At 60.4% G+C, this 20,701-nt stretch carries 9 protein-coding genes; 1 reads left to right on the plus strand and 8 read right to left on the minus strand.

What is annotated here, in order from left to right:
• Positions 1–89: 89 nt before the first annotated feature.
• From LK03_RS11840 to LK03_RS11875, 8 genes are all read right to left on the minus strand, one after another.
• Positions 90–2,588 carry a DUF7657 domain-containing protein gene (locus tag LK03_RS11840; RefSeq protein ID WP_049870477.1) on the minus strand — a complete coding sequence of 833 codons (2,499 nt, stop codon included), beginning with the start codon at positions 2,586–2,588 and terminating at the stop codon, positions 90–92.
• An 8-nt stretch (positions 2,589–2,596) separates the two neighbouring features.
• A complete protein-coding gene (locus LK03_RS11845; RefSeq protein WP_038412562.1) occupies positions 2,597–2,935 on the minus strand; it encodes a 4-amino-4-deoxy-L-arabinose-phospho-UDP flippase subunit E in 339 nt (112 codons plus the stop codon).
• Between the two features lies 1 nt (position 2,936).
• Positions 2,937–3,929 (minus strand): glycosyltransferase family 2 protein, encoded by a 993-nt coding sequence (locus LK03_RS11850; RefSeq protein ID WP_038412564.1) that lies wholly within the window; start codon positions 3,927–3,929, stop codon positions 2,937–2,939.
• Positions 3,930–4,065: 136 nt separating this feature from the next.
• Entirely contained in the window at positions 4,066–8,484 is a 4,419-nt protein-coding gene (locus LK03_RS11855) for a glycosyltransferase (RefSeq protein ID WP_038412565.1), read from the minus strand.
• A 5-nt stretch (positions 8,485–8,489) separates the two neighbouring features.
• Entirely contained in the window at positions 8,490–9,836 is a 1,347-nt protein-coding gene (locus tag LK03_RS11860) for an ABC transporter ATP-binding protein (RefSeq protein WP_038412566.1), read from the minus strand.
• A complete protein-coding gene (locus LK03_RS11865) occupies positions 9,826–10,653 on the minus strand; it encodes an ABC transporter permease (RefSeq protein ID WP_038412567.1) in 828 nt (275 codons plus the stop codon). Before LK03_RS11865 ends, LK03_RS11860 begins: the two co-directional genes overlap by 11 nt.
• A complete protein-coding gene (rfbC, locus tag LK03_RS11870; RefSeq protein WP_038412568.1) occupies positions 10,653–11,198 on the minus strand; it encodes a dTDP-4-dehydrorhamnose 3,5-epimerase in 546 nt (181 codons plus the stop codon). The genes LK03_RS11865 and rfbC overlap by 1 nt, the downstream gene beginning before the upstream one ends.
• A 363-nt stretch (positions 11,199–11,561) precedes the next feature.
• Complete coding sequence (locus LK03_RS11875) at positions 11,562–12,488, minus strand: glycosyltransferase family 2 protein (protein WP_038412569.1); 927 nt, start codon at positions 12,486–12,488, stop codon at positions 11,562–11,564.
• Between the two features lie 699 nt (positions 12,489–13,187).
• Between LK03_RS11875 and LK03_RS11880 the strand changes: the two genes are divergently transcribed.
• The gene (locus tag LK03_RS11880; RefSeq protein WP_038412570.1) at positions 13,188–20,696 is read left to right on the plus strand and encodes a type I polyketide synthase; all 7,509 of its coding nucleotides are present in this window, start codon (positions 13,188–13,190) and stop codon (positions 20,694–20,696) included.
• Positions 20,697–20,701 lie beyond the last annotated feature (5 nt).

The following is a 20,701-nucleotide window of genomic DNA, read 5'->3' on the forward strand; positions in this document are numbered from 1 at the left end:
ATCACGTACGCAATTTCGGGGCAACGGCACCCCCTTGCGTCAGCCGATGCCGGTTCGCATCATTTGGCAGGGCAATCCAACCGTCAGGATCAACGGTCAGAGATCCTGTACCACGACCATCCATCAGCGCTAATAAGCTTCCTCAGCCCAGGATTGGCCATAAGTTCGGCGTCTTCCGACGAAGGTGATGCCAATATGGTTGCACCGGTCATTCTGAAATCGAAACGGCGCGCTGTAATGTTGACTCTTACAATATCGGACTGGGGGGTGGTGATTTCGAAAGGCTCTTCACCGAGTTCGTTGGTGGAGGTAAAGAATAGATGCTGGTAACGGTTATATACATCAGTCTTTTCATGCTTGGGGTCAAGTGCAGCCCAGAGCGATTGCTGTGGATAGTAATAAATTCCGTTGTGCAGGCGAGCACCGCTGGCTAACAGGAACATCGATGGGAGCATGTTGTTTAGAGTGATGATCTTGTCGGAGCTGGAAATGGGGATGCCGCTGGCATCGGCGATTGTATTTGAAATGCTTTTGGGTGCAATGCTGAGTGGATTCATCGTTGCGGTGGTAGCGACAGCGAGTGCAAGGCTGAGTACGAGGAAGTCTTTCCGATTTCCAGCGATTAAGCTGTAGCCGATGGCGCCTGTCGTCATGAGTACACCGAGCACGACGCCGCTCGACAGGCCCGAAATTATACTTTCATCGAGTTGGTGCATGCTTCTGTAAATGACGTAGGCCCATACCACACATGTCAATGTTGCTCCCAGCTTGCCCAGATTGCTCAGATGCTTAGGCGCTATGCGCGACACCAGCATGACTGCAAGAATCAGCGTACTCAGGCCTAGCCCAAGATCAGCGCGGTTAGCAGGAACACGTCCCCACATGGAGTACTTGGCGAGAAACTCAGGAATACCGACAGTCATGAACGTCAACGTGAAGGCGATGAACACAGCGAGTGAAATTTCCACCGCGCCTAGCACTCTCCTGCGTACGGCTATCAGGAACGCTGTCAGCAGAGGAAGCAGCACGTAGTAGAAAGACGCTATTTCGCTTTGGTTACTTACCGGACTGGAGAGCTGTTGCAATGTTTGTATGTTGGTAAAACCGCGCAAGATGAACGGCAGGGATAGATTTCCACCCAGTACGGTCGTGCGCTGACCGGGATACACCGTGTTTTCCATCGCCTCGATGGCTGGTTTCGCATCCATCCACCACAGTCCTACGATAATCCCGCCTAACGTGAGCGAGACAAACAGAAAGCCTAGAGTGATCAGGTCCAGCTTTTTATAAAGCTGGTCACGGATGGCCACGCCGATCGTCACGGCTACGAAAACGTATCCTAGAGAAACTTGCCATGGTGGATAGAGTATGAACACAAAGCCAGCGAATGCTACACCCAGAACCACACTGTTGGTAGCCTTTGCCAGTAACGCCCTACTGGTGAGCAATCCAACGAATGCCAAGAATACAAGGCACGGAAAGAGTGTTGCGTAGGCGGGCCATAAGGACCAACCAACAACATAGGGCGATAGACTGAATATCAGTGACGCGATAAAGTTACCGCGCCACCGCCCTGGGAGCAATACGCAAAACACCGCCCACAGCGCCAGCAGGCAGCCGAATAACGGCAAGTTCCAGTCCCAGGCAAGTGCGCGCTTCAGGTCGAACAGGTAGAAGCCCCATGTGGCGGGCTTGGCGAGCTGCGACACATGTGCCACCGGGACACCCGTCATACCGACGATGAGCATGTTCTGCCCATCTTCGCCGTGATGAGTGTTGATGACCGGATTTGCAGGCTGGTGGTTGTACTGAGCGATTGCAAGCGGTGTAAGCACCAGCCATTCATCGCTACGGATAGGCTGTTCAGCACCCCAGATGCTCACCATGTCACTACTGATGAATGGAGTGTTTTTTAAGCCAAAGTTTATGGATGATCCTGTGAGTCCAAGCGAAACGAATGACGCAAAGCAGAGGACGACTGCACCCGCAAACAGCTGCGCCGCGTAAGAGTCGGTGCGGAGCATCGCGCAGGAGAGTTTTTCGGCATACACGAATACGAACAGGCCGAATGCGAGGGCGAAGATGAGGATAGCTTTGGTAGCCCGGACCAGATTTTTTTGATTCGAGTGATCGGAAGCGGGGATTTGCGTAGCGGCTGACTCACTATTGGGAAGATCGAAGTGCGGCCCGGCATCAGGGATCGCAGTGACGAGAATCGGCTGGTTACCGGGAGCCATGTCATCACTGATCGGTATGGAAATGCGCCACCCAGACCGCAACCAATCTGATCGTTGAGTCGATTTGGCAACATCGGGGCGCTGCATTCGCTCGAAAGGGCCCTGATAGATCTGCCTGTTACCCAGAGTGATACGCATTGCTACGATTTGCTGCGCCGGCGCGGCCGCCCCAGCCCAGCCTTGAAGAGTAAGTTTGTTATCCGCTACCTTGACTGAATCCACATAGCCGGTTCCGGCATTGGATGCAGCGGATACGCAGGGGCTCAGCAGACACATGACTAGCAGGATCAGCGTGATGTAGAAGACGTTGGGCAGGTTGAGGAGCGGCCGAGCTGCAGGTGAGGTATGCATGGCGTGGTTCAGGCCCTGACGGTAATGACGATGCCGGCGATAATCACCGCCACTCCAATGAAATACTGAATCTGGAACTTTTCACCAAAGATGAAATGGCTGCCTATCGGCACCAGCACAAAGGCCAGCGCCATGAGTGGGTAGACTTTGCCGAGTTCGATTTTTTGCAGCACCCATACCCAGGCAATCGTGGTGATTCCATAGAGCGCAAAGGCGGCGAACAAGGTGGCGAGAAACTGGAAGTCAAAGATGCTTCCGGCACGGTGCAGTGCGGAGGCGCTGACCTTGAAGAGAATCTGTCCTGCCGCGATCCCGAGAACGCAAATAAGAGCAACAATGTAGATCATTTTAAAGGGGTCTCTGTTGTAGTCGCTTTACGGGATGAAGTGCACGTTTTGGTACGGATTGGATGTCATGCCCGAGAAACGCAAGAATCAATTGAGTTCCAAGTATGACGGGAAGTGCAGATGCCATTACTGTCCCGGCAGGCGACGCGACACCAGTTTGTAGTGAGTCGATCCAATGGGAGGCGCCGAATATCGTTCCGATCGTGATCAGGAATGTGCCAATTGGCAGTTCGATGGATGCCAGGGACATGTCCCGAAGGTAATAATTGTAGAAAATCCGCTTTCCGAGATTTCTCAAGTGTTTGATCAGGAACTCGCCGACGATCTTGGATATTTTGAGATTGCTGACTTCGTCCGCATATCTGGCATCCATCGGGATATCAACGGCCACGGCGCGAATCGTGTTGAGGCGAAAAAGTATGTCGGTTTCGAAAAAGTAACGGCGACTGATTTTGTGAAACGGTAATAGCCGGGCAACGTCCTTATGGATTGCGGTATAGCCATTGGTCGGATCGAATAGATCCCAGTACCCGGACGAGAGTTTGGTTATGAATGACAGGATCGCGTTACCAAACAGTCGCATTTTCGGCATTTGTCGGATTTCTTCCAGGTCGAAGAACCGATTTCCCTTGGTATAATCGGCTTCTCCTTGGATGATGGGCTCAACGAAGCGAGGTAGCAGACTTGGGTCCATCTGCCCATCACCGTCGATTTTGACAATGATGTCCATGCCATCTGCAATGGCGGCTCGGTACCCCGTCATCACTGCGCCGCCTACACCTTGGTTTTCAGCATGCCGGATTACCGCGACGCGACTGTCGACACAGTGCTCCTCGACATAATCTCCAGAGCGTTCCGGGCAGCAGTCGTCCACAACGTAAATCCTTTCGACCTCTTCGCCGATTCCCTCAATCACTGAGAGGATATGTGGCTTTACTTTATATGACGGGATGACGACCGATATTTTTGTAGTGCTAGCATTTATGTCTGACATCGCTAATTCATCTAAATGTTGTTATGGGAGATGCGGCCAAATTCCGAGCTTACCGTACTTTGTTCGGCAGGATTCAGTATGAACGATTGCGAACGGCGCGGTGACGCATACTGTCTATCACCGATGTACAATGCACTCACATCTTGACCCTCGGCGGCCACGCCAACCCAAAGTCCTCATGATCCAACGTCAGGTTCGGATTGTAGGTGTAATCTTCCTGAATCTTCGGCCAGCGCGATTTGGCGTACTGCACCTCTTTGGCGAATCGCTCTTTTTTCTCGGGGGTATCTTCCAGTCCTCGGGTTGCCGATTCGTGGTGATACAGCTCGGCGAACGGGGTCCACACATTGAAATATCCGGCTTCCTGCACACGCAGGCAAAAGTCCACGTCATTGAAGGCGATTTTCAGGTGTTCTTCATCCAGCCCTTCGACCTGTTCGAAGATCGATTTCCTGATGATCAGGCACGCTGCGGTGACGGCCGAGAACTCCTGGATCAGTGCGGCTCTGCAGAAGTAACCATAGTCACCCTTGGGCAAGTACTTGTGCGAGTGCCCAGCCACGCCGCCCACCCCCACCACCACACCACCATGTTGCAGGCGGTCGTCGGGATACCACAGGCGAGCACCCACTGCGCCGACAGTTGGCTGCATGGCGATGGATACCATCTCGTCCAGCCATTCTGGCGTGATCACTTCGATATCATTGTTGATCAGGCCGATCAGTTCTCCGCGGGCCAGTTGCACTGCTTTGTTGTTCAGGGCCGAGTAATTGAAGGGGCCGTCGTCACGCAGGACGTGAATATTGTCCTGCTGGTCGAGCCTGGCAAAATAGTCCAGCGCTACAGGATCGTCCGACCCATTATCGATCAGGATGATTTCGTAGTGCTTGTAGGTTGTGAGCCGCTCGATGCTGTCGATGCATTGCTTGACCAGCCCATAAGCATTGCGTGTGGGGATGATCAAGGATACCAGCGGCTGTGTCGCGGGCGGGGTGTAATGCACCCGGTACATGCCCATCGGCAGTAGTTCGGTCGTGCCGAGGTTGCCCTGGCGCTGCAAGTGTTCGTCCAGCGCCTTGACTCCAGCGAGCGCTGCATAGGGCTTTTCCCCGCCTGCCATCGCGGTGCTGCCGGCGTGAATGCGCCAGTGGTACAGCACTCGCGGGACATGCACGATCTGCTGGCGCTGCAACTGCTCGCTGCAGCGCAGGGCCAGATCGTAGTCCTGGGCACCTTCGAAACCGACGCGGAAACCGCCCAGCTTCCTGACCAGTTCCAACTTGTAGACGCCCAGGTGACAGACCATGTTCTGTGACCTGAACAGGAATTCGTTCCAGTCGGACTTGAAATACGGTGCGCTGCGTTTGCCGAAAGTGTCGATCTTGTCTTCGTCAGAGTAGATCATGCCGGCATTGGGATTATCGCGAATTGCCCTTACGATCCAGTACAAGGCGTGCTCGGACAGCAGATCGTCGTTATCCATGAGGGCGACAAACTCGCCGGTGGCCAGCTCGAGAGCCGAATTGCTGGCGTTGGAGATGTGGCCATTTTCCTTGCGGTAAATAACTTTGACCCGTCGCTCCTGCTTCTCCAGCGTGGTGAGGTAGGCGCGCACTTGCGCATCGCTGGAGGCGTCGTCGGCGATGCACAGTTCCCAGTCTGTGTAGAGCTGTGACCTGACGCTGTCGACGGCCTCTCGGAGCAGGTCGAGCGGAGGGTTGTACACGGGCATGACAATCGAAATCAGTGGGCGATCGGCCCACTTTCTGATTTCTTCGCTGATTTTCCAGCGACCGTGATCATCCAGGGTGTCGTAATACTTCACCCAGGTGGAGTAGTCGTGCCGATCGAGCACTTCCCGGGTTTCCTGGCCAACGAACTCGAAGTTGCCAGCGCCAGCGAACCAGCGCAGGCGGCTGACGACACCTACCGTGCCGTGCTCGCGCCAGATCGCCAGCGCCTTGTGCACGGTGGAGGTGAAGCCGCCACCGCGGCGGATGATCAAGGGCAGGAGCCTGGCCACCGTCTTCGCTCTGCGGGCCAGCCTTGCCGCATGGCGTACTGGGGCAGTGACCTTCCAGCTGGTCGACGATTGCAGGGCGATGATGTGCAGGTTGAGGTTATGGATATGGGTATCCTTCTCGACCTGCTGCACGCGCAACTGCTCGCGCAACCCAGCAATGCATGCCTCCTTGTCGATCAGGGTCTGATTGAGATGGTCGATCTGCGTCTGTTGCAAGGCCTGGCGCTCAGCCGCCTGAGGGGCGGCGCAAGCGTCGTTGTGTGGGCCGGCGTGGGCTGGTGCACTGCCGTTATGATCCAGCAAGCCCTTGACCCGCTCCAGCGCGTCGACGATATCCTTGCTGGAGTCAACGATCAGATCTAGTGCGTATTGCAAATCGGTACCAGGTCTGACTAATTCCGGTTGATTCATCATGTCGATCTCTTGAGTCGATTGCTCGTCCGTGAACAAAGTGAGGTGTATCTCAAGCTCAAGCCCGCCGCTGCTCCGCGACGGTTCGAAGGTATAAGGGATGCGTACGCTTGGGTCGGCATCAAGGGCCAGATGGAGCACATCGGCTGAGCGCGGAACCCTCAATGCGCCAGCGACGACCAGGGGTTGAGCCGGATCACCTGGCCATTCCCAGTGCACGCCAGCGTCAGCGTAGACGGTTATCTGGTGAATCGAAAATGCCTGGCGCTGATTGACGGGATCGAAACGCAACAGCGTCGAAGGTGGCAGTTGCTCGGGCAAGCTGAACCTGATCCGTTGGTTGCCGTCACTCACCTCCCGATGCACTGCGTGATCCTCGGAGAATGTGCCATTTTCGTCACTGATATACAGTGTCGCGAGCGTCGTAGGTCGATCGGCCGAGCCCAGTTTGTGGATGGGCGCCTGAGGGGCCCAGTCAAGAAAGCAATCGGCCCGCTTGCCCGTGACTTTCTCCTGGAAGGCAGCTTCGACAGCGATGTATCGCTCGCAGTCATCAGGCTCGATGTGCAGGCCGGCGCGGGCCAACAAGCCGATGGTGAACTCCTGGCGACTGAACGTGACGCGACTGGGATAGAAGGGGTTGGCAGCAGCCATCAGCAGCAGAAGCGCGCGCATCATCAGATGACCAAGCTCGACGCCCCCTGCCATCTCCCACTCGACATCGATAAGCCTCGGTGTGCCATCGGCTTGAATGACGATGTTCTGCGGAACGGCATCGATGAACTGCCCTGGAAGAATCGACTTTGCCGAGCGCAGATCGACAGGTGTGCCGGCATCCTCGAGCAGCGTCTGCAGGTAGCCCAGGTACCTGCTTACGAAGGGAGCGAAGCTGTCGATGGTCCAGTCATGACGGGCGGCGCTGTCGAGAAAGTCGAGGCTCAGTACCTTGCCGCTGGCGTACGCATCGATGCGTGGCAGGACGTAGTTGAATACCCCAGCCTCGTCGAGCTCACACTCGGTGCTTGGAGGGCCACCGAGCTTCTTGTACTCGACCTGGATACCGTCGGCGGTTTGGACGAACAGCGACTCTTTGCAATACAGGGTTTTTCTGCCAACGCTGTAGTGGTATGCCAGCACCGGGTCATCGGGGGTTTCACACTGGCTGCAGGCAGCCACGATCAGAAAGGAGTTCGCCAAGTCCATGCCAAGTCGGTTGTTGAATACGACTTGCCAGGCTTTTTCCAGATTGAAAACGGTCGACTCCGGCAGTTGGGGATCCTTCTTGACGTTCTGCCAGGCCAGGGCTGCGGCGTCGAAACCCTCGCACTTGAATCCCGCATCGGTAATGATCGAATTGGGTAGCTTGTAATCAGGGCAGGGCGCCATGAATGCCGAACTGGCGAATCCAGCTGACGCGATCAGACGTTCCAGCTCCACCTTCCCGAAGGTCTTGGGTTGCCCGTGTTCATAGCGACCCTCGATGCCGTACATGGCGATACCGACATGGTCCTCCGGTGCGCCAGCGAAGTACTTCAGGCCCAATTGGTTCTCGATGGCGATGAACAGATGGCCGTCAGGCTTGAGCAACTGGCGAACACGCTTGAGCATGGCCAGCGCCGGGTTTTCCGCATTGCTGAACATGCTGGCGTACTCCAGCACGCCGATGAGGGTGACGGCGTCGAACTGGACATCGAGCGAAAAGTCATCGAAGCGCTCGGCCAGCACTGTCACGTTGTCCAAGCCGCGCGTCCGGCTGGCAGCAATGGCGGCGCGACGTGGGCTGCCCTCCAGGCACAGCAGATCTGCACCACACTCGCCCAGGTAACGGCTCAATGCGCCGCAGCCGGCACCGATTTCCAGCACTCGGCCTTTGAGCAGGTGTTCGAAGGGGCGCAGCAGGTTGCTGCGGGTCGCACTCAGGTGATACAGCTTCGCCCAGTCTGTGCAGAATTCCGGTAGTTCATCTGAAAGTACGGAAACGTCGCTGGCCTCACGGATGATTCTGGCGAGGTCGGTCTCGGTCGTATCGCCATCACTGTAGGCGATTCCCTGATAGTCCGAGCGCACCCATACGCCTGTGTTTGGGTCTTTGCTGTAGCCATGTCGTTCGAGTGTGTGCATCAGGCTTACCGGGTTATTTCCATGGTGAGGTCAAGATCGATCAGGCCCAGTAACCGGGGCGTAGGCTCGACGACGAAATGGATGGCGTCATATCGGCGATCGTGGGGAATTACATCCTCGCCTTCACGTGAAGCCAGGCCGATGGAGATGAAGTAGTCGCCGGTAGCGAGCCGGTTCTTGAAGCGCAGGCGTGCCGTGTTCCGCGATCCGGCAGTGCCCATTTCTCGGGCTTCTTTGCAGTCGAGGAAAATGGAATTGGTGCCATACACCGTCACGCCTTCCTTGGTCTTGATAGTGAAGCCCAGGATTGGATTGATGACAGCACGGGTAAAGATGAAGGCCAGGGTCAGGGTGACGTCTTCACCCGGCTCTACGCTTGCAGGGTAGGACTTGCCGCCTGCGCGAAGGTGGAAATCGGTCAAGGTCGCGGCACCGTCGCCCCATCGGTATTCATGCTTGTTGTAGCCTGGGCGGGTGATGTACCCATCTTCGTCGAACAGCAGGCTGACCTGGTTTTCGACGGCCGAGAATGCGTGGTCTATCGCCGGGGACTGCTCGGCCTTGAGGGCTTGTTCTTCCTGCTTCTTTCGTCCGAACAGCAGGTCGGTATAGCGATTTATCACCGGACGCGACAGGCCGATCATCTCGACCCGACTTTGTTCCAGCAGAATGGCCCGTGAACAATGGGTCACCACCTGTTCGCTGGAGTGGGTGACCAGCAGAATGCTGGTGCCGTTTTCCTTCAATTGTCGCAAGCGTTCGAAGCATTTGGCCTGGAAGCGAGCGTCGCCGACCGACAACGCCTCGTCGACGACGAGAATGTCCGGATCGACCTGCGCCTGTACTGCGAAGGCCAGGCGTACGGCCATACCGCTGGAGTAAGTCTTCACTGGATGATCGAGAAACTCCCCGATGTCGGCGAAGCTGGCGATGGCGTCGAAGCGCTGATTGACTTCCTCACGGCTAAGGCCGAGCACGGCGCCGTTGAGGTAGACGTTTTCGCGCCCGGTGAACTCGGGGTTGAAGCCTGATCCGAGTTCGAGCAGTGCCGCGATGCGGCCGCGGGTTTCGATCACGCCCTCGGTGGGCGTCAAGGTGCCGCAGATGATCTGCAGCAACGTCGACTTGCCAGAGCCATTGCGCCCGACGATACCGACGGTTTCACCTTTCTGCACATCGAAGCTGATGTCGCGTAATGCCCAGTATTCCTTGCCGTACTGGGTGACGGCATCACCCATCCAGCGCTGCACGCGTGGCATGAACGCCTGTTTCAGTCGGTCGTGGGGTTTGTCGTAGCTGTAGAAACACTTCGAGATGTTCCTGACGCTGATTACTGGTTGATCAGATGACATCAGCGAATCCTTTGCGTGTCTTTTGGAAAAACCAGTACCCCGCGGCGGCGATGAGGAGGCCCACGGCGATCGCAATGGCCAGGCTACCCCAGTCAGGCAGGTGTCCGAACAGCAGTACCCTGCGGCTCTCCTCGATGATGTAAGTCAGCGGGTTGAGCTTGAGCCATGGCTGATAGACCTCTGGCAGCGCGGCGACTGGATACAGCACCGGCGAGAGGAACAGCAGGACGGTGGTCAGCACCGTGATCACGTGCCCCACATCCCGCAGGTAGACGCCCAACGAGGCAAGAAACCAGCTGATTCCAAGGGTCGCGAGGATCAACGGCAGCAGAATCAGCGGGAAGAGCAATGCACTCCAGCCAAGCGTGCCGACCACCAGAAACTGCGCCATGAGTAACACCAGCAGGCTGATGCAGCTATGGAACAAGGCCGAGCCCAGTGTGATCACCGGTAGGATTTCCAGCGGAAAGACCACCTTCTTGACGTAGTTACCGTTATGCAGCACTAGGGTTGGGGCGCGATTGGCACACTCGGCGAACAGGCCATGAACGATCATGCCGACAAACAACAGAATCGCGAAACCGCCTTTACCAGTGTCGACGCCCACCCAACGCGATTGGAAAATTTCGGAAAACACGAATGTATAGACGGCCAGCATCAGGATCGGGTTGAAGAATGACCACGCCAGACCCATGACCGAGCCGCGATAGCGGCCGATCACTTCACGTTTGGTCATCTGCCAGATCAGCGACCTGTTCCTCCACAGGCCAAACAGCAAGCTCATGGGGTCGGCATGGGGGCTGAGGTGAGGATTCACTACGCAAACACCTCGGCATCTTTCAAGCTCACCGCTACTGCATCCTTGGCCGAGAGTATGGGCAAGGCGTCGTGGGGCCATTCGATAGCCACGCTCGGGTCATTCCAGGCCAGGCTGCGCTCATGCTCGGGCGCCCAGTAATCGGTGGTCTTGTAGAGGAACTCGGCGCTTTCGGAGAGTACGACGAATCCGTGGGCGAACCCCTCCGGAATCCACAGCTGATGATGATTGGCAGCACTGAGGTGAGCGCCGACCCACCTGCCGAACGTCGGCGAGCTCTTGCGCAGGTCCACCGCGACATCGAACACCTCGCCGAGGGTCACCCTCACCAGCTTTCCCTGTGCCTGTTTGATTTGATAGTGCAGGCCGCGAAGCACCCCCTTGGCCGAGCGCGAGTGGTTGTCCTGGACGAAGGTCACGGGTCTGCCGATAGCGTCTTCAAAGACCTTCTGATTGAAGCTTTCGTAGAAAAAACCGCGGTCATCGCCGAATACCCTGGGCTCGAAAAGCACGACGTCGGCGATTGCAAGGGGGGTAGCTTTCATTGCTCAGATATCTCCATATGCGATCAGGGCCTGTGAGTCGGCGCTGCTGATTGGCGTTGAAAAAGGCATCCGTACGTGTGCCTGCCGATTACCCGCGGCGGCTTGGACGAAGCATTGGACAGTGGTGATAGCCCGCAGCTGTACCGCCTCGCTGGAGACCCGGGATGGCGTGCTGGAGTGCAAGCGCAGAGCTCGCAGGAACCATTCGATTGTGCCCGACGGCATGTAGAGGCTAGCAGGGCATTACGGCAAATGACGCCTACAGCCCGCGTCGGGCCTGCTGTGAGCGGGTTCGAGACTAGCATGGGGTCTGACCCCTTACAACGAACGCCCAGGCCTGGCGTCGAGGGCCCTGTAGCGACCTCATAGTTTGTTCAATACTGCCGCCGCCAGCAGGCTCAGGTTGCCGGCCAGCGTCTGTCGATACACACCGGTTCTCCCCAGCAGGCGCAGGCGTTTGAGCAGTGGGCTGCGTCTGGCCACCTCGAACTGTTCGAGGATGCGCCGGTTTCTTTGGGGAAGGCTGGGCTTGTACATGGCCATTAGGGCGAGGTTCATGTCATTCCATTCGCTGAAGCGACCGCGCAGTGCGCAGGTCAGGCGGGTCAGCCGGCTACGCAGGCTGCTGTCACAGCCGATCAGGTTGGTGTGATGCTGGCGATAGAGCAGCGTTGGCTGTGCGTCGTAGACGATCACGCCCTGGTAGCCACTGACGACAAGGTAGGTGAGCCAGTCATGGGCGACGATGTGCGCGCCGGGCCTGGTGGCGGCGAGCAGTTGCCGCGTGCATGCATTGATCAGCATGGTGTTCGCCCCCGCGAGGCTCTGCACCAATGCATTCTCGAAGCTGGGCGGCTTGTGAAAGTATGGCGAGAACCCTAGGTGCCTGCCCTGTGCATCGACCAGGTCGGTGCGCGAACAATACAGCGCCGGACCGTCCAGGCTGTGCTGGCGGAGTGCGGCGAGGCTTCTGGCCAGTTTGTCTTCAAGCCAGATGTCGTCCTGATCGCTGAACGCGAAATAGTCGCCTTTGACCGCCGGGTTTTGGATCAGTGAAAGGAAATTTCTGGCAAAGCCCTGGCGGGGTCCATCGAGAATGACGAGCTGATCGCCCAGGCGCTGCTGATACTGGCGAAGAATGTCGAGCGTCTCATCGGTGGAACCGTCGTCAGACGCGTAGATCACCCAGCGTTCGTGGGTCTGGGCAATGAAGGAGTCGAGCTGTTCACGCAGGTAGGCTGAGCCGTTATAGGTACAAAGAAGAATCGCAATCACAGTGGGTTCGTTCATTTTTCTTCTTTAGTAGAGCCGGCTTCAATGGTTTTCGAATCGATGTGGATCAGGCCAGGTTGATTAAAGTAGCTCGCGAAGCGATCTGCCAGATTTTCAGCGCTATCGAACGGCCGTCGTCGGATTAAAGCGCCAGCATCCGTCACGAACCTGCTTGCACGACTGAAGCACTGATGTCAGAGGGTCGCAGTTGGGGGTTGATTTTTCAATGCACGTCCAAGCCATGAGTCGTTATTAGGAATTCTCCTGATAGGAGTTCGGATTTTTCCTACCAAAAGTATCAATCAGACATCTGCTTTTATTGCTGTTTTACTGCACTCTAATGGTTGTGTTTGGGTTGTCGGCCCTGCCTCGAGCGCAGCCTGCAATAACGCCGTGTCTTGGCATCAGCGCGCCCGGCGGGCCCGACTTAGGCCGTTTGAATAGGCGAAAATGTGAACCGTTTGGCCCATCCAGGCCGGCCAGGCAGCCTTAGGGTTTTCCGTAAACCGCCGACCGCGTATCATTCATTCACATATCTAGGAAACTTCCGACATCTTTATTGGACGAAGGTGTCTAGCTTTCCGTGGCGAGCCGACTGGCTTCAGATAATCAGGCGATCATCATTGACCTCGCGACCTGCCACACGACGGCCGGCCAAGCGTGCTGGCGGCGTGCCGCAGATGTCGGTGCCCCCGATGAGTTTTGAAGGAATGGGTTTTGATCAAGCGTAGACAGGTAGCAATCGTTGGTTCTTCATTCCGCTTCCCCGGCTCGACGTCGGCCAGCTTCTGGCAAAACCTGATGGATGGACGCGATCTGGTCACCCAGGTCGATCCGTCCCGCTGGGACAAGGCGGAGTTCCTCCACCCGGACAAAGCCAACCCCGCCACCAGTTACACGTTCGCGGCCGGCACGCTGGGCGACATCAGTGCGTTCGATGCGGGCTTCTTCAACATCTCGCCCCGCGAAGCGGCGATGATGGACCCGCAGCAGCGCATGCTGCTGGAGATGTGCTGGGAAACCTTCGAGAACGCCGGCATCAAGCCATCGAGCCTGCGTGGCAGCAATTGTGGCGTGTACCTAGGCATCGCCGGCGTGGAGCAGGCGTACCGCCTGGTCGATGACCTGGCCTCGATCGATGCCGCCACCGCCACCGGCAACACCATGAGCATCGCTGCCAACCGGCTGTCGTTCTTCTACGACCTGCGCGGTCCGAGCATGGCTATCGACACCGCTTGTTCGTCGTCGCTGGTGGCCTTCCATCAGGCCTGTCAGGCGATTCTCAGCGGTGATGTCGATCAGGCGGTGACCGGCGGCATCAGCCTGCACATGCACCCGTTCGGCTTCATGATCTTCGCCAAGGCCACCATGCTCTCGCGTACCGGGCGTTGCCAGTCGTTCGACGACAACGGCGACGGTTACGCGCGCTCCGAAGGCGGTGGCCTGTTCCTGCTCAAGGACTATGACCAAGCCGTGGCAGACGGCAACACCATCCTTGCGGTGGTTGCCGGCAGCGCGGTCAATACCGATGGACGCAAGTCGAGCCTGACCCTGCCCAATGCCGAGGCCCAGGCTGCGCTGCTCGACAGCACCTACGCCAAGGCGGGCATCGAACCTTCCCAGCTGGACTACCTGGAAGCCCACGGTACCGGCACCGCGGTCGGCGATCCGATCGAGACCCGCGCCATCGGCCAGGCCCTGGCGCAGCGCCGTGCTGCCGGCAATCCGCTGCCGATCGGCTCGGTGAAGAGCAACGTCGGCCACCTGGAGGCCGCCTCCGGGGTGGCCGGGATGGTCAAGGCGCTGCACTGCCTGCACACCCGTACCGTGCCGGCCACCATTGGTGTGAAAGCGCTCAACGCTACTATCCCGTTCGCCGACCTCAACCTGCAGGTGATCACCGAACCGCTGTCGCTGAAAGCCGAGGGCCCGCTGACCGTGGGCATCAACTCATTCGGCTTCGGCGGCGCCAACGCCCACGTGATTCTGCAGAGCCCCGCGCCTCAGGCCCAGGCAGCACGTCCGGCGCAACCCCGCCGTGTACCGCTGCTGCTCAGCGCCAAGAGCGAGCAGGGCCTGCGCGCCACTGCCGAACGCTTCGCTGCCTTCCTGGCCGAGCAGCCTCAGGCTGACTATTACGATGTGGCCTACCAGGCCATGTTCCGCCGCGACGCCCACGCCCAGCGCCTGGTGCTGATCAGTGACGATCCGGCCGAAGCGGCCCAGGCGCTGGATGACTACGCCCAGGACCCAAGCCTCAGCGAACTGAGCGCGGTGCTCGAAAGCGGTCAGGCGCTGGATGCGCCGAGCGGTCCGGTATTCGTCTATTCGGGCAACGGCTCGCAGTGGCAGGGTATGGGCCGCGCGCTGCTCGAGCATCCGCAGTTCGTCGCGGGTGTGCGTGAGGTCGATGCGCTGTTCCAGCCGCTGGCAGGCTTCTCGCTGGAGGCCGAGCTTCGCGGTGAAAACGGTGACGAGCGCTACGCGCGTACCGAGATCGCCCAGCCGGCGCTGTTCGCCCTGCAAGTGGCGGTCACCCAGGTACTGCGCAGCGAGGGCTTCACGCCGCAGGCGGTGGTCGGCCACAGCGTCGGTGAAGTGGCTGCGGCCTGGGCCAGTGGTGCGCTGAGCCTGAGCGATGCGACCCAAGTGATCTATCACCGCAGTCGTCTGCAGGGCCTGACCCGTGGCAGCGGGCGGATGACCGCGGTGGGCTTGTCGGGTGAAGCCACGGCAGCGCTGATCGCCGAGCTGGGCCTGGGCGAGCGTATCGTGGTCGCTGGCGAGAACAGCGAACGCGGCGCCACCGTGGCCGGCGACGTCGATGGGCTGAGCGTGCTGGAACAGGTGCTCACCGAGCGGCAGGTGTTCGCCCGTCGCCTCGATCTGGACTACGCCTTCCACTCGGCGGCGATGGACCCGATCGAGCCGCAGGTCATTGCCGATCTTGCCCATATCACCCCGCGTAGCGGCGACATTGCGTTCTATTCCACCGTGGTCGGCGGTGCTCTCGACGGCCAACGCCTGGACAGCCAGTACTGGTGGCAGAACATCCGCCTGCCGGTGCTGTTCCAGGGCGCTATCGATGCGCTGGTGCGCGATGGCTCGAACCTGTTCGTCGAAATCGGCCCGCACCCGATTCTGCGCAGCTACGTCACTGACGTGCTCAACGCCTGTGAGCAACCCGGCCAGGTGGTCGCCACCCTCAAGCGCAACGAGCACAGCCCGCTGCTGCTCGAGCGCTGCGTCGCTCGTCTGTTGATCGCCGGCATCGAACCCCAGGGCCAGCCGCGCTTTCCGGTGGTTGGCCAGCCAGTGCGCCTGCCCAACTACGCCTGGCAGCGCGACAGCTTCCTGCTGCCGGTCAGCGCCGAAAGTGGCGGTACTCTGCAACGTCAGCGCAGCCATCCGCTGCTCGGCTACACCTTGCCGGATCAGCCGCTGACCTGGGAAAGCCGTCTCGATACCCAGCTGTTCCCCACCCTGGGCGATCACAAGGTTGGCGAGTCAGTGCTGTTCCCCGGCGCCGGCTTCACCGAACTGGCCATGGCGGCGGCGCAACTGCACCAGCCGGGCGAGTTCATCGATATCGAAGAGCTGGAGATTCACAACCCGTTGCTGCTAGGCAGTGACGGCAGCAAGAAAGTGCGGGTGCAGATCGAGGAAGCCGACGGCACCTTGCGCATTCGCTCGCGGACCTTGGCCCACCAGGAAGACTGGGTGCAGCACGTGGTTGCGCGTCTACCCGGTGAAGCCCGTGGCGTGCTGCTCGAAGCCCGCGCGCCGGCGCTGCCTGAGCGTGCGGCCGACTTCACCGGTGAACAACACCTGGCGCTGACCCGCGCGGTAGGGCTGAACTACGGCCCGGCCTATCAGTCGGTGGCGGCTGCCTGGGTCGAGCCGGGTCGCATCCTTGCCCAGTTGAGCGTGCCTGCGGCCATCGTCCAGGAATTGCCGCAGTTGCACCTGCACCCGGCTTTGCTCGACGGCGCATTCCAACTGATTACCGAGCTGCTGGCCAGCAAGCCTGGGCGCAACCGTGGCCTGGCCTTCATTCCGGTCAAGTTCGGGCGCATCGCCTTCAGCGTTGCCGGTGGCGTGCCCGAGCGGGTCGAGGTGCGCCAAAGCAAGCGCACCGAGCATTCGCTGCTGGTGGATTTCACTCTGTTCGACGCCAGCGGCGCTGCCGTGCTGGCGATCAAGGATGCGCGTTTCCGCGGCGTGCGCCTGCAATACGACCGTGCCGTGCAGGTCAAGCGCCTGGGCCATGTCGGTATCGCAGCGCCGGGCCAAGTGGTGCCGTTGCAGCGCTCGGCCTCGGGTTCTGCGGCGCTGGTCGAAGCCATGGCCAGCCTGCAGGATGAACCTGCGCAGCAACGCTACCTCAATGAGGTCGAGCCGTTGCTCGATATGCTGTGCGCAAGCTTCGTGCTCGACCTGGTCGAGCAGGCTGGTGGCCGCCTGAGTGCCGAGCAACTGGCGCTGTGGGCGCAGAGCCACGGCGACTGGTTGTCCAGCCTGTTGCGCCACGCCGAGCAGGACGGCAGCCTGCTGCGCAGTGACGACGGCAGCGTGAGCCTGGCGGCGCTGGACGAGCGCCCAAGCAGCGAAGCGATTTGGCAGGAGCTGTTCCAGAGCTACCCGGAGTACTTCCAGATCATCCATTCGGTGGGTCGCATTGGCCGCCACCTCAAGGGCCTGCTCGACGGCGAGGCCACGCTGGACAGCTTGCAGCCGCGCGAAACCAGCGGCGCCAGCCTGGCACGCCTGGTGCTTGGCGCTGCCGGCCAGCAACGCCTGCGTAGCGGGATTGCCGCGAGCCTGGCCGAGCGCCTGGCGCACTTGCCCGAAGGCCAGCGTCTGCGGGTGCTGGAATTCGGTGTCGGCGGGCCATCGTTCGCCGAACTGTTGTACCCGGGGCTGGATTTTGACCGCCTCGACTATTGCTACTGCGTCGCCGAGCCTGACCTGGAGCAGCGCCTGGGCGACGATTGCCCCGCCTTGCAGGTGATCGATCTGCAGCAACTGGCCGAGGCGGGCAGCTTCGACTGGGTACTGTTGCCGAGCGATCTGGGTGCCCTTGGCGTGCTCGGCAATGCCTTGGCGCAGGCGGCGGCGCGGCTCAACCCGCAGGGTCAACTGGCGCTGCTGGCGCAGTACCCGGCGCGTTGGGTCGACTTCGTGTTCGGCGCGCAGAACGACTGGTGGCTGGCCGGCCCGCAGCAGGCGCTGTCGCGTCAGCAGGCGCCGAGCTTCTGGATGCATGAATTGCAGCGCCATGGCCTGAGCGCGGTCAGCACCCTCGAGGCGCTACCAGGCACCGCCTGCGGCAGCTACGTGCTGCTCGCCGACAGTGGCGCCAAGGCCGTGCCTGTCCAGGCTGCCCCCGCACCTGCGCATTGGGCGCTGCTAGGCTCGGCCGATCAGGCTGCCTGCAAGGCATTGCTGGCTGGCCTGAGTGACGCCGGCCAGCAGGTCAGCCTGCTGCAACCGGGCGATGCCCAGGCGCTGGCAGCGCAGCTGGCCGCGCTCGACCAGGCGCCGCAGCACATCATTCACCTGGCAGGCCTGGACAGCGCGGCTGGCCTCGATGGGCAGACCGAGCGCTGCCTGCTGGCCGCGGCCCTGGTGCAGGCCTGCGAAGCGCAAGGCATCGCCCCGCAGTGCTGGCTGATCAGTCGCGGCGCCGCTGAGCACTGGCATGACGCTGCGGCCAGCAGCAGCCTGCCAGGGCTGGCCGACGCGGCGTTCTGGGGCTTTGGCCGGACCTTGGCCAACGAGTCGCCGAGCTGCCGTATTCGCCTGCTCGACCTGGCCGCGGGCACTGCCATCGAGCAGATGCTGCCGGCGCTGTTGCATGCCGACGGCGAAACCGAACTGGCACTCGACGCCCAAGGCCGGCGTTACGTGCCGCGTCTGCGTGTGCTCGAGCGCCAGGCGCAAGATCACAGCGAGCATCAGGGCTGGGTATGCCTGGGCTTCGACTTGCCCGGCCAATTGCGCAACCTGCGCTGGGAAGTGCGTGAGCCGCAGCAGCCTGCCGCCGATCAGCTCGACATCGCGGTACGCGCCACGGGCCTGAACTTCCGCGACGTGATGTTCGCCCTCGGCTTGTTGTCCGATGAAGCCATCGAAAACGGATTCTCTGGCCCGACCCTGGGCTTCGAGTTCGCCGGTGTGGTGCAGGGCAAGGGCAGCGCCGTGGAAGGTGACTTCGCCCCGGGCGATCGCGTGGTCGGCTTCGGCCCTTGTAGCTTCGCCAACCGCCTGGTGACCAACGCCAATGCCGTGGCGCGGATTCCCGAGGGCATGTCCTTCGAAGCCGCAGCGACCATTCCCAGCACCTTCTTCACCGTCTACTACGCGCTGCACCACCTGGCGCGCCTGGAGCCCGGCGAGAGCGTGCTGATCCACGGCGCCGCAGGCGGTGTGGGCATCGCCGCGATCCAGATCGCCAAATGGCTCGGTGCCGACATCCACGCCACTGCTGGCAGCGACGAGAAGCGCGACTTCCTGCGCCTGCTCGGCGTCGACAAGGTCTACGATTCGCGTTCGCTGGCCTATGCCGACCAAGTGTTGGCAGCGACCAACGGGCGGGGCGTCGACGTGGTGCTCAACTCCCTGGCCGGCGAGGCGATCAACCGCAACCTGCGCGTGCTCAAGCCGTTCGGCCGCTTCCTCGAACTGGGCAAGCGCGACTTCTACCAGAACACCCGCATCGGCCTGCGACCGTTCCGCAACAACATCAGCTACTTCGGCATCGATGCCGACCAGTTGATGAGCGAACGCCCGCAGCTGACCCGCCGCCTGTTCGGCGAAATGATGGGCCTGTTCGAGCAGGGCATCCTGCACCCGTTGCCGTTCCGCGAGTTCGATGCCAATCAGGTGGTCGAAGCCTACCGCTACATGCAGCAGGCGCGGCAGATCGGCAAGATCGTCGTCACCTACGGCAACCCCATCGAGCAGACCGTCGATACCCGTGAGCAGATCAGCGGCGAACTGCGCCTGCAGGACGATGCCACCTACCTGGTCACCGGTGGGCTGGGCGGCTTCGGCCTGCGCACCGCGCAATGGCTGATCGACAAGGGCGCGCGGCACCTGGTACTGCTCGGCCGGCGTGGCGTCGACAGCGTCGAGGCACAACCCAGCCTTGCCCAGTGGCAGGCGGCGGGCCTCGATGTGCGTGCCGTGGCTTGCGACATCACCGAGCGCGCCGCGCTGGCCCAGGTGCTCGAGCAGATCGACGCCAGTGCCTGGCCGCTGCGCGGCCTGGTGCATGCCGCGACGGTGATCGACGACGGCCTGATCCGCAACCTCGATGCGGCGCAGATGCAGCGCGTGCTGGCACCCAAGGCCCAAGGTGCGCAGTACCTGCACGAACTGACCGCGCACCTGGCGCTGGACTTCTTCGTCATGTTCTCGTCGGCCACGACCTTGTTCGGCAACCCTGGCCAGGCCAACTACGTGGCGGCCAACCATTGGCTCGAAGCCCTGGCGCGCCATCGCCGCGCCCAGGGCCTGGCTGCCACGGCAGTGCTGTGGGGCGCCATCGACGACGTCGGCTTCCTGGCCCGCAACTCGCAGATCAAGGATGCCTTGCAGAGTCGTATGGGCGGCGCAGCCTTGCGCGCCGAAGTTGCCCTGGCCCAGTTGGAAGCCATGCTGCTGGCGGGCGAAGATGGCCACGGCGTGCTGGAACTGGACTTCAAGGCGCTGTCGCGCTTCCTGCCCACCTCCAGCAGCCCGCGCTTCATCGAGCTGGCCCGCGCCCATAGCGGTGACCAGGACGATGACAACGATGGCGAAGACATCCAGCGCATGCTCGCAGAACTCAGTGATGAAGAGCTGCTCGAGCGCTTCGCCGAAATGCTCAAGCACGAGGTGTGTGAAATCCTTCGCCTGCCGGCGGCGCGCCTGGATACCCAGCGGCCGTTGCAGGAACTGGGTCTGGACTCGCTGATGAGTGTCGAGCTGGTGGTGGCGCTGGAAGAACGCTTCGGGATTCGCTTGCCGGTCATGGAACTCAGCGACAGTTCCAGCATCGACAAACTGAGCGTGCGCCTGCTCGAGCTGCTGCGCGGTGACGCCAGCGACGAGGCGGCCCCGGATAACCTGGCGCAGAACCTGCTTGCCCGTCATGGCAGCGAGCTGGATGCCGCGCAGATGGCTGCGCTGAACGCCGACCTGGCCGATGCCAGCTCGGCGCCTAACCGATTGATTGACTAAGAGCC

Source organism: Pseudomonas cremoricolorata (assembly GCF_000759535.1).
In the GTDB taxonomy this organism is placed as follows: Bacteria; Pseudomonadota; Gammaproteobacteria; order Pseudomonadales; family Pseudomonadaceae; genus Aquipseudomonas; species Aquipseudomonas cremoricolorata_A.

Coding starts and splice junctions, on each gene's coding strand:
- LK03_RS11840 (WP_049870477.1), bottom strand. CDS start 2,588: ATGCATACCTCACCTGCAGCTCGGCCGCTCCTCAACCTGCCCAACGTC.
- LK03_RS11845 (WP_038412562.1), bottom strand. CDS start 2,935: ATGATCTACATTGTTGCTCTTATTTGCGTTCTCGGGATCGCGGCAGGA.
- LK03_RS11850 (WP_038412564.1), bottom strand. CDS start 3,929: ATGTCAGACATAAATGCTAGCACTACAAAAATATCGGTCGTCATCCCG.
- LK03_RS11855 (WP_038412565.1), bottom strand. CDS start 8,484: ATGCACACACTCGAACGACATGGCTACAGCAAAGACCCAAACACAGGC.
- LK03_RS11860 (WP_038412566.1), bottom strand. CDS start 9,836: ATGTCATCTGATCAACCAGTAATCAGCGTCAGGAACATCTCGAAGTGT.
- rfbC (WP_038412568.1), bottom strand. CDS start 11,198: ATGAAAGCTACCCCCCTTGCAATCGCCGACGTCGTGCTTTTCGAGCCC.
- LK03_RS11875 (WP_038412569.1), bottom strand. CDS start 12,488: ATGAACGAACCCACTGTGATTGCGATTCTTCTTTGTACCTATAACGGC.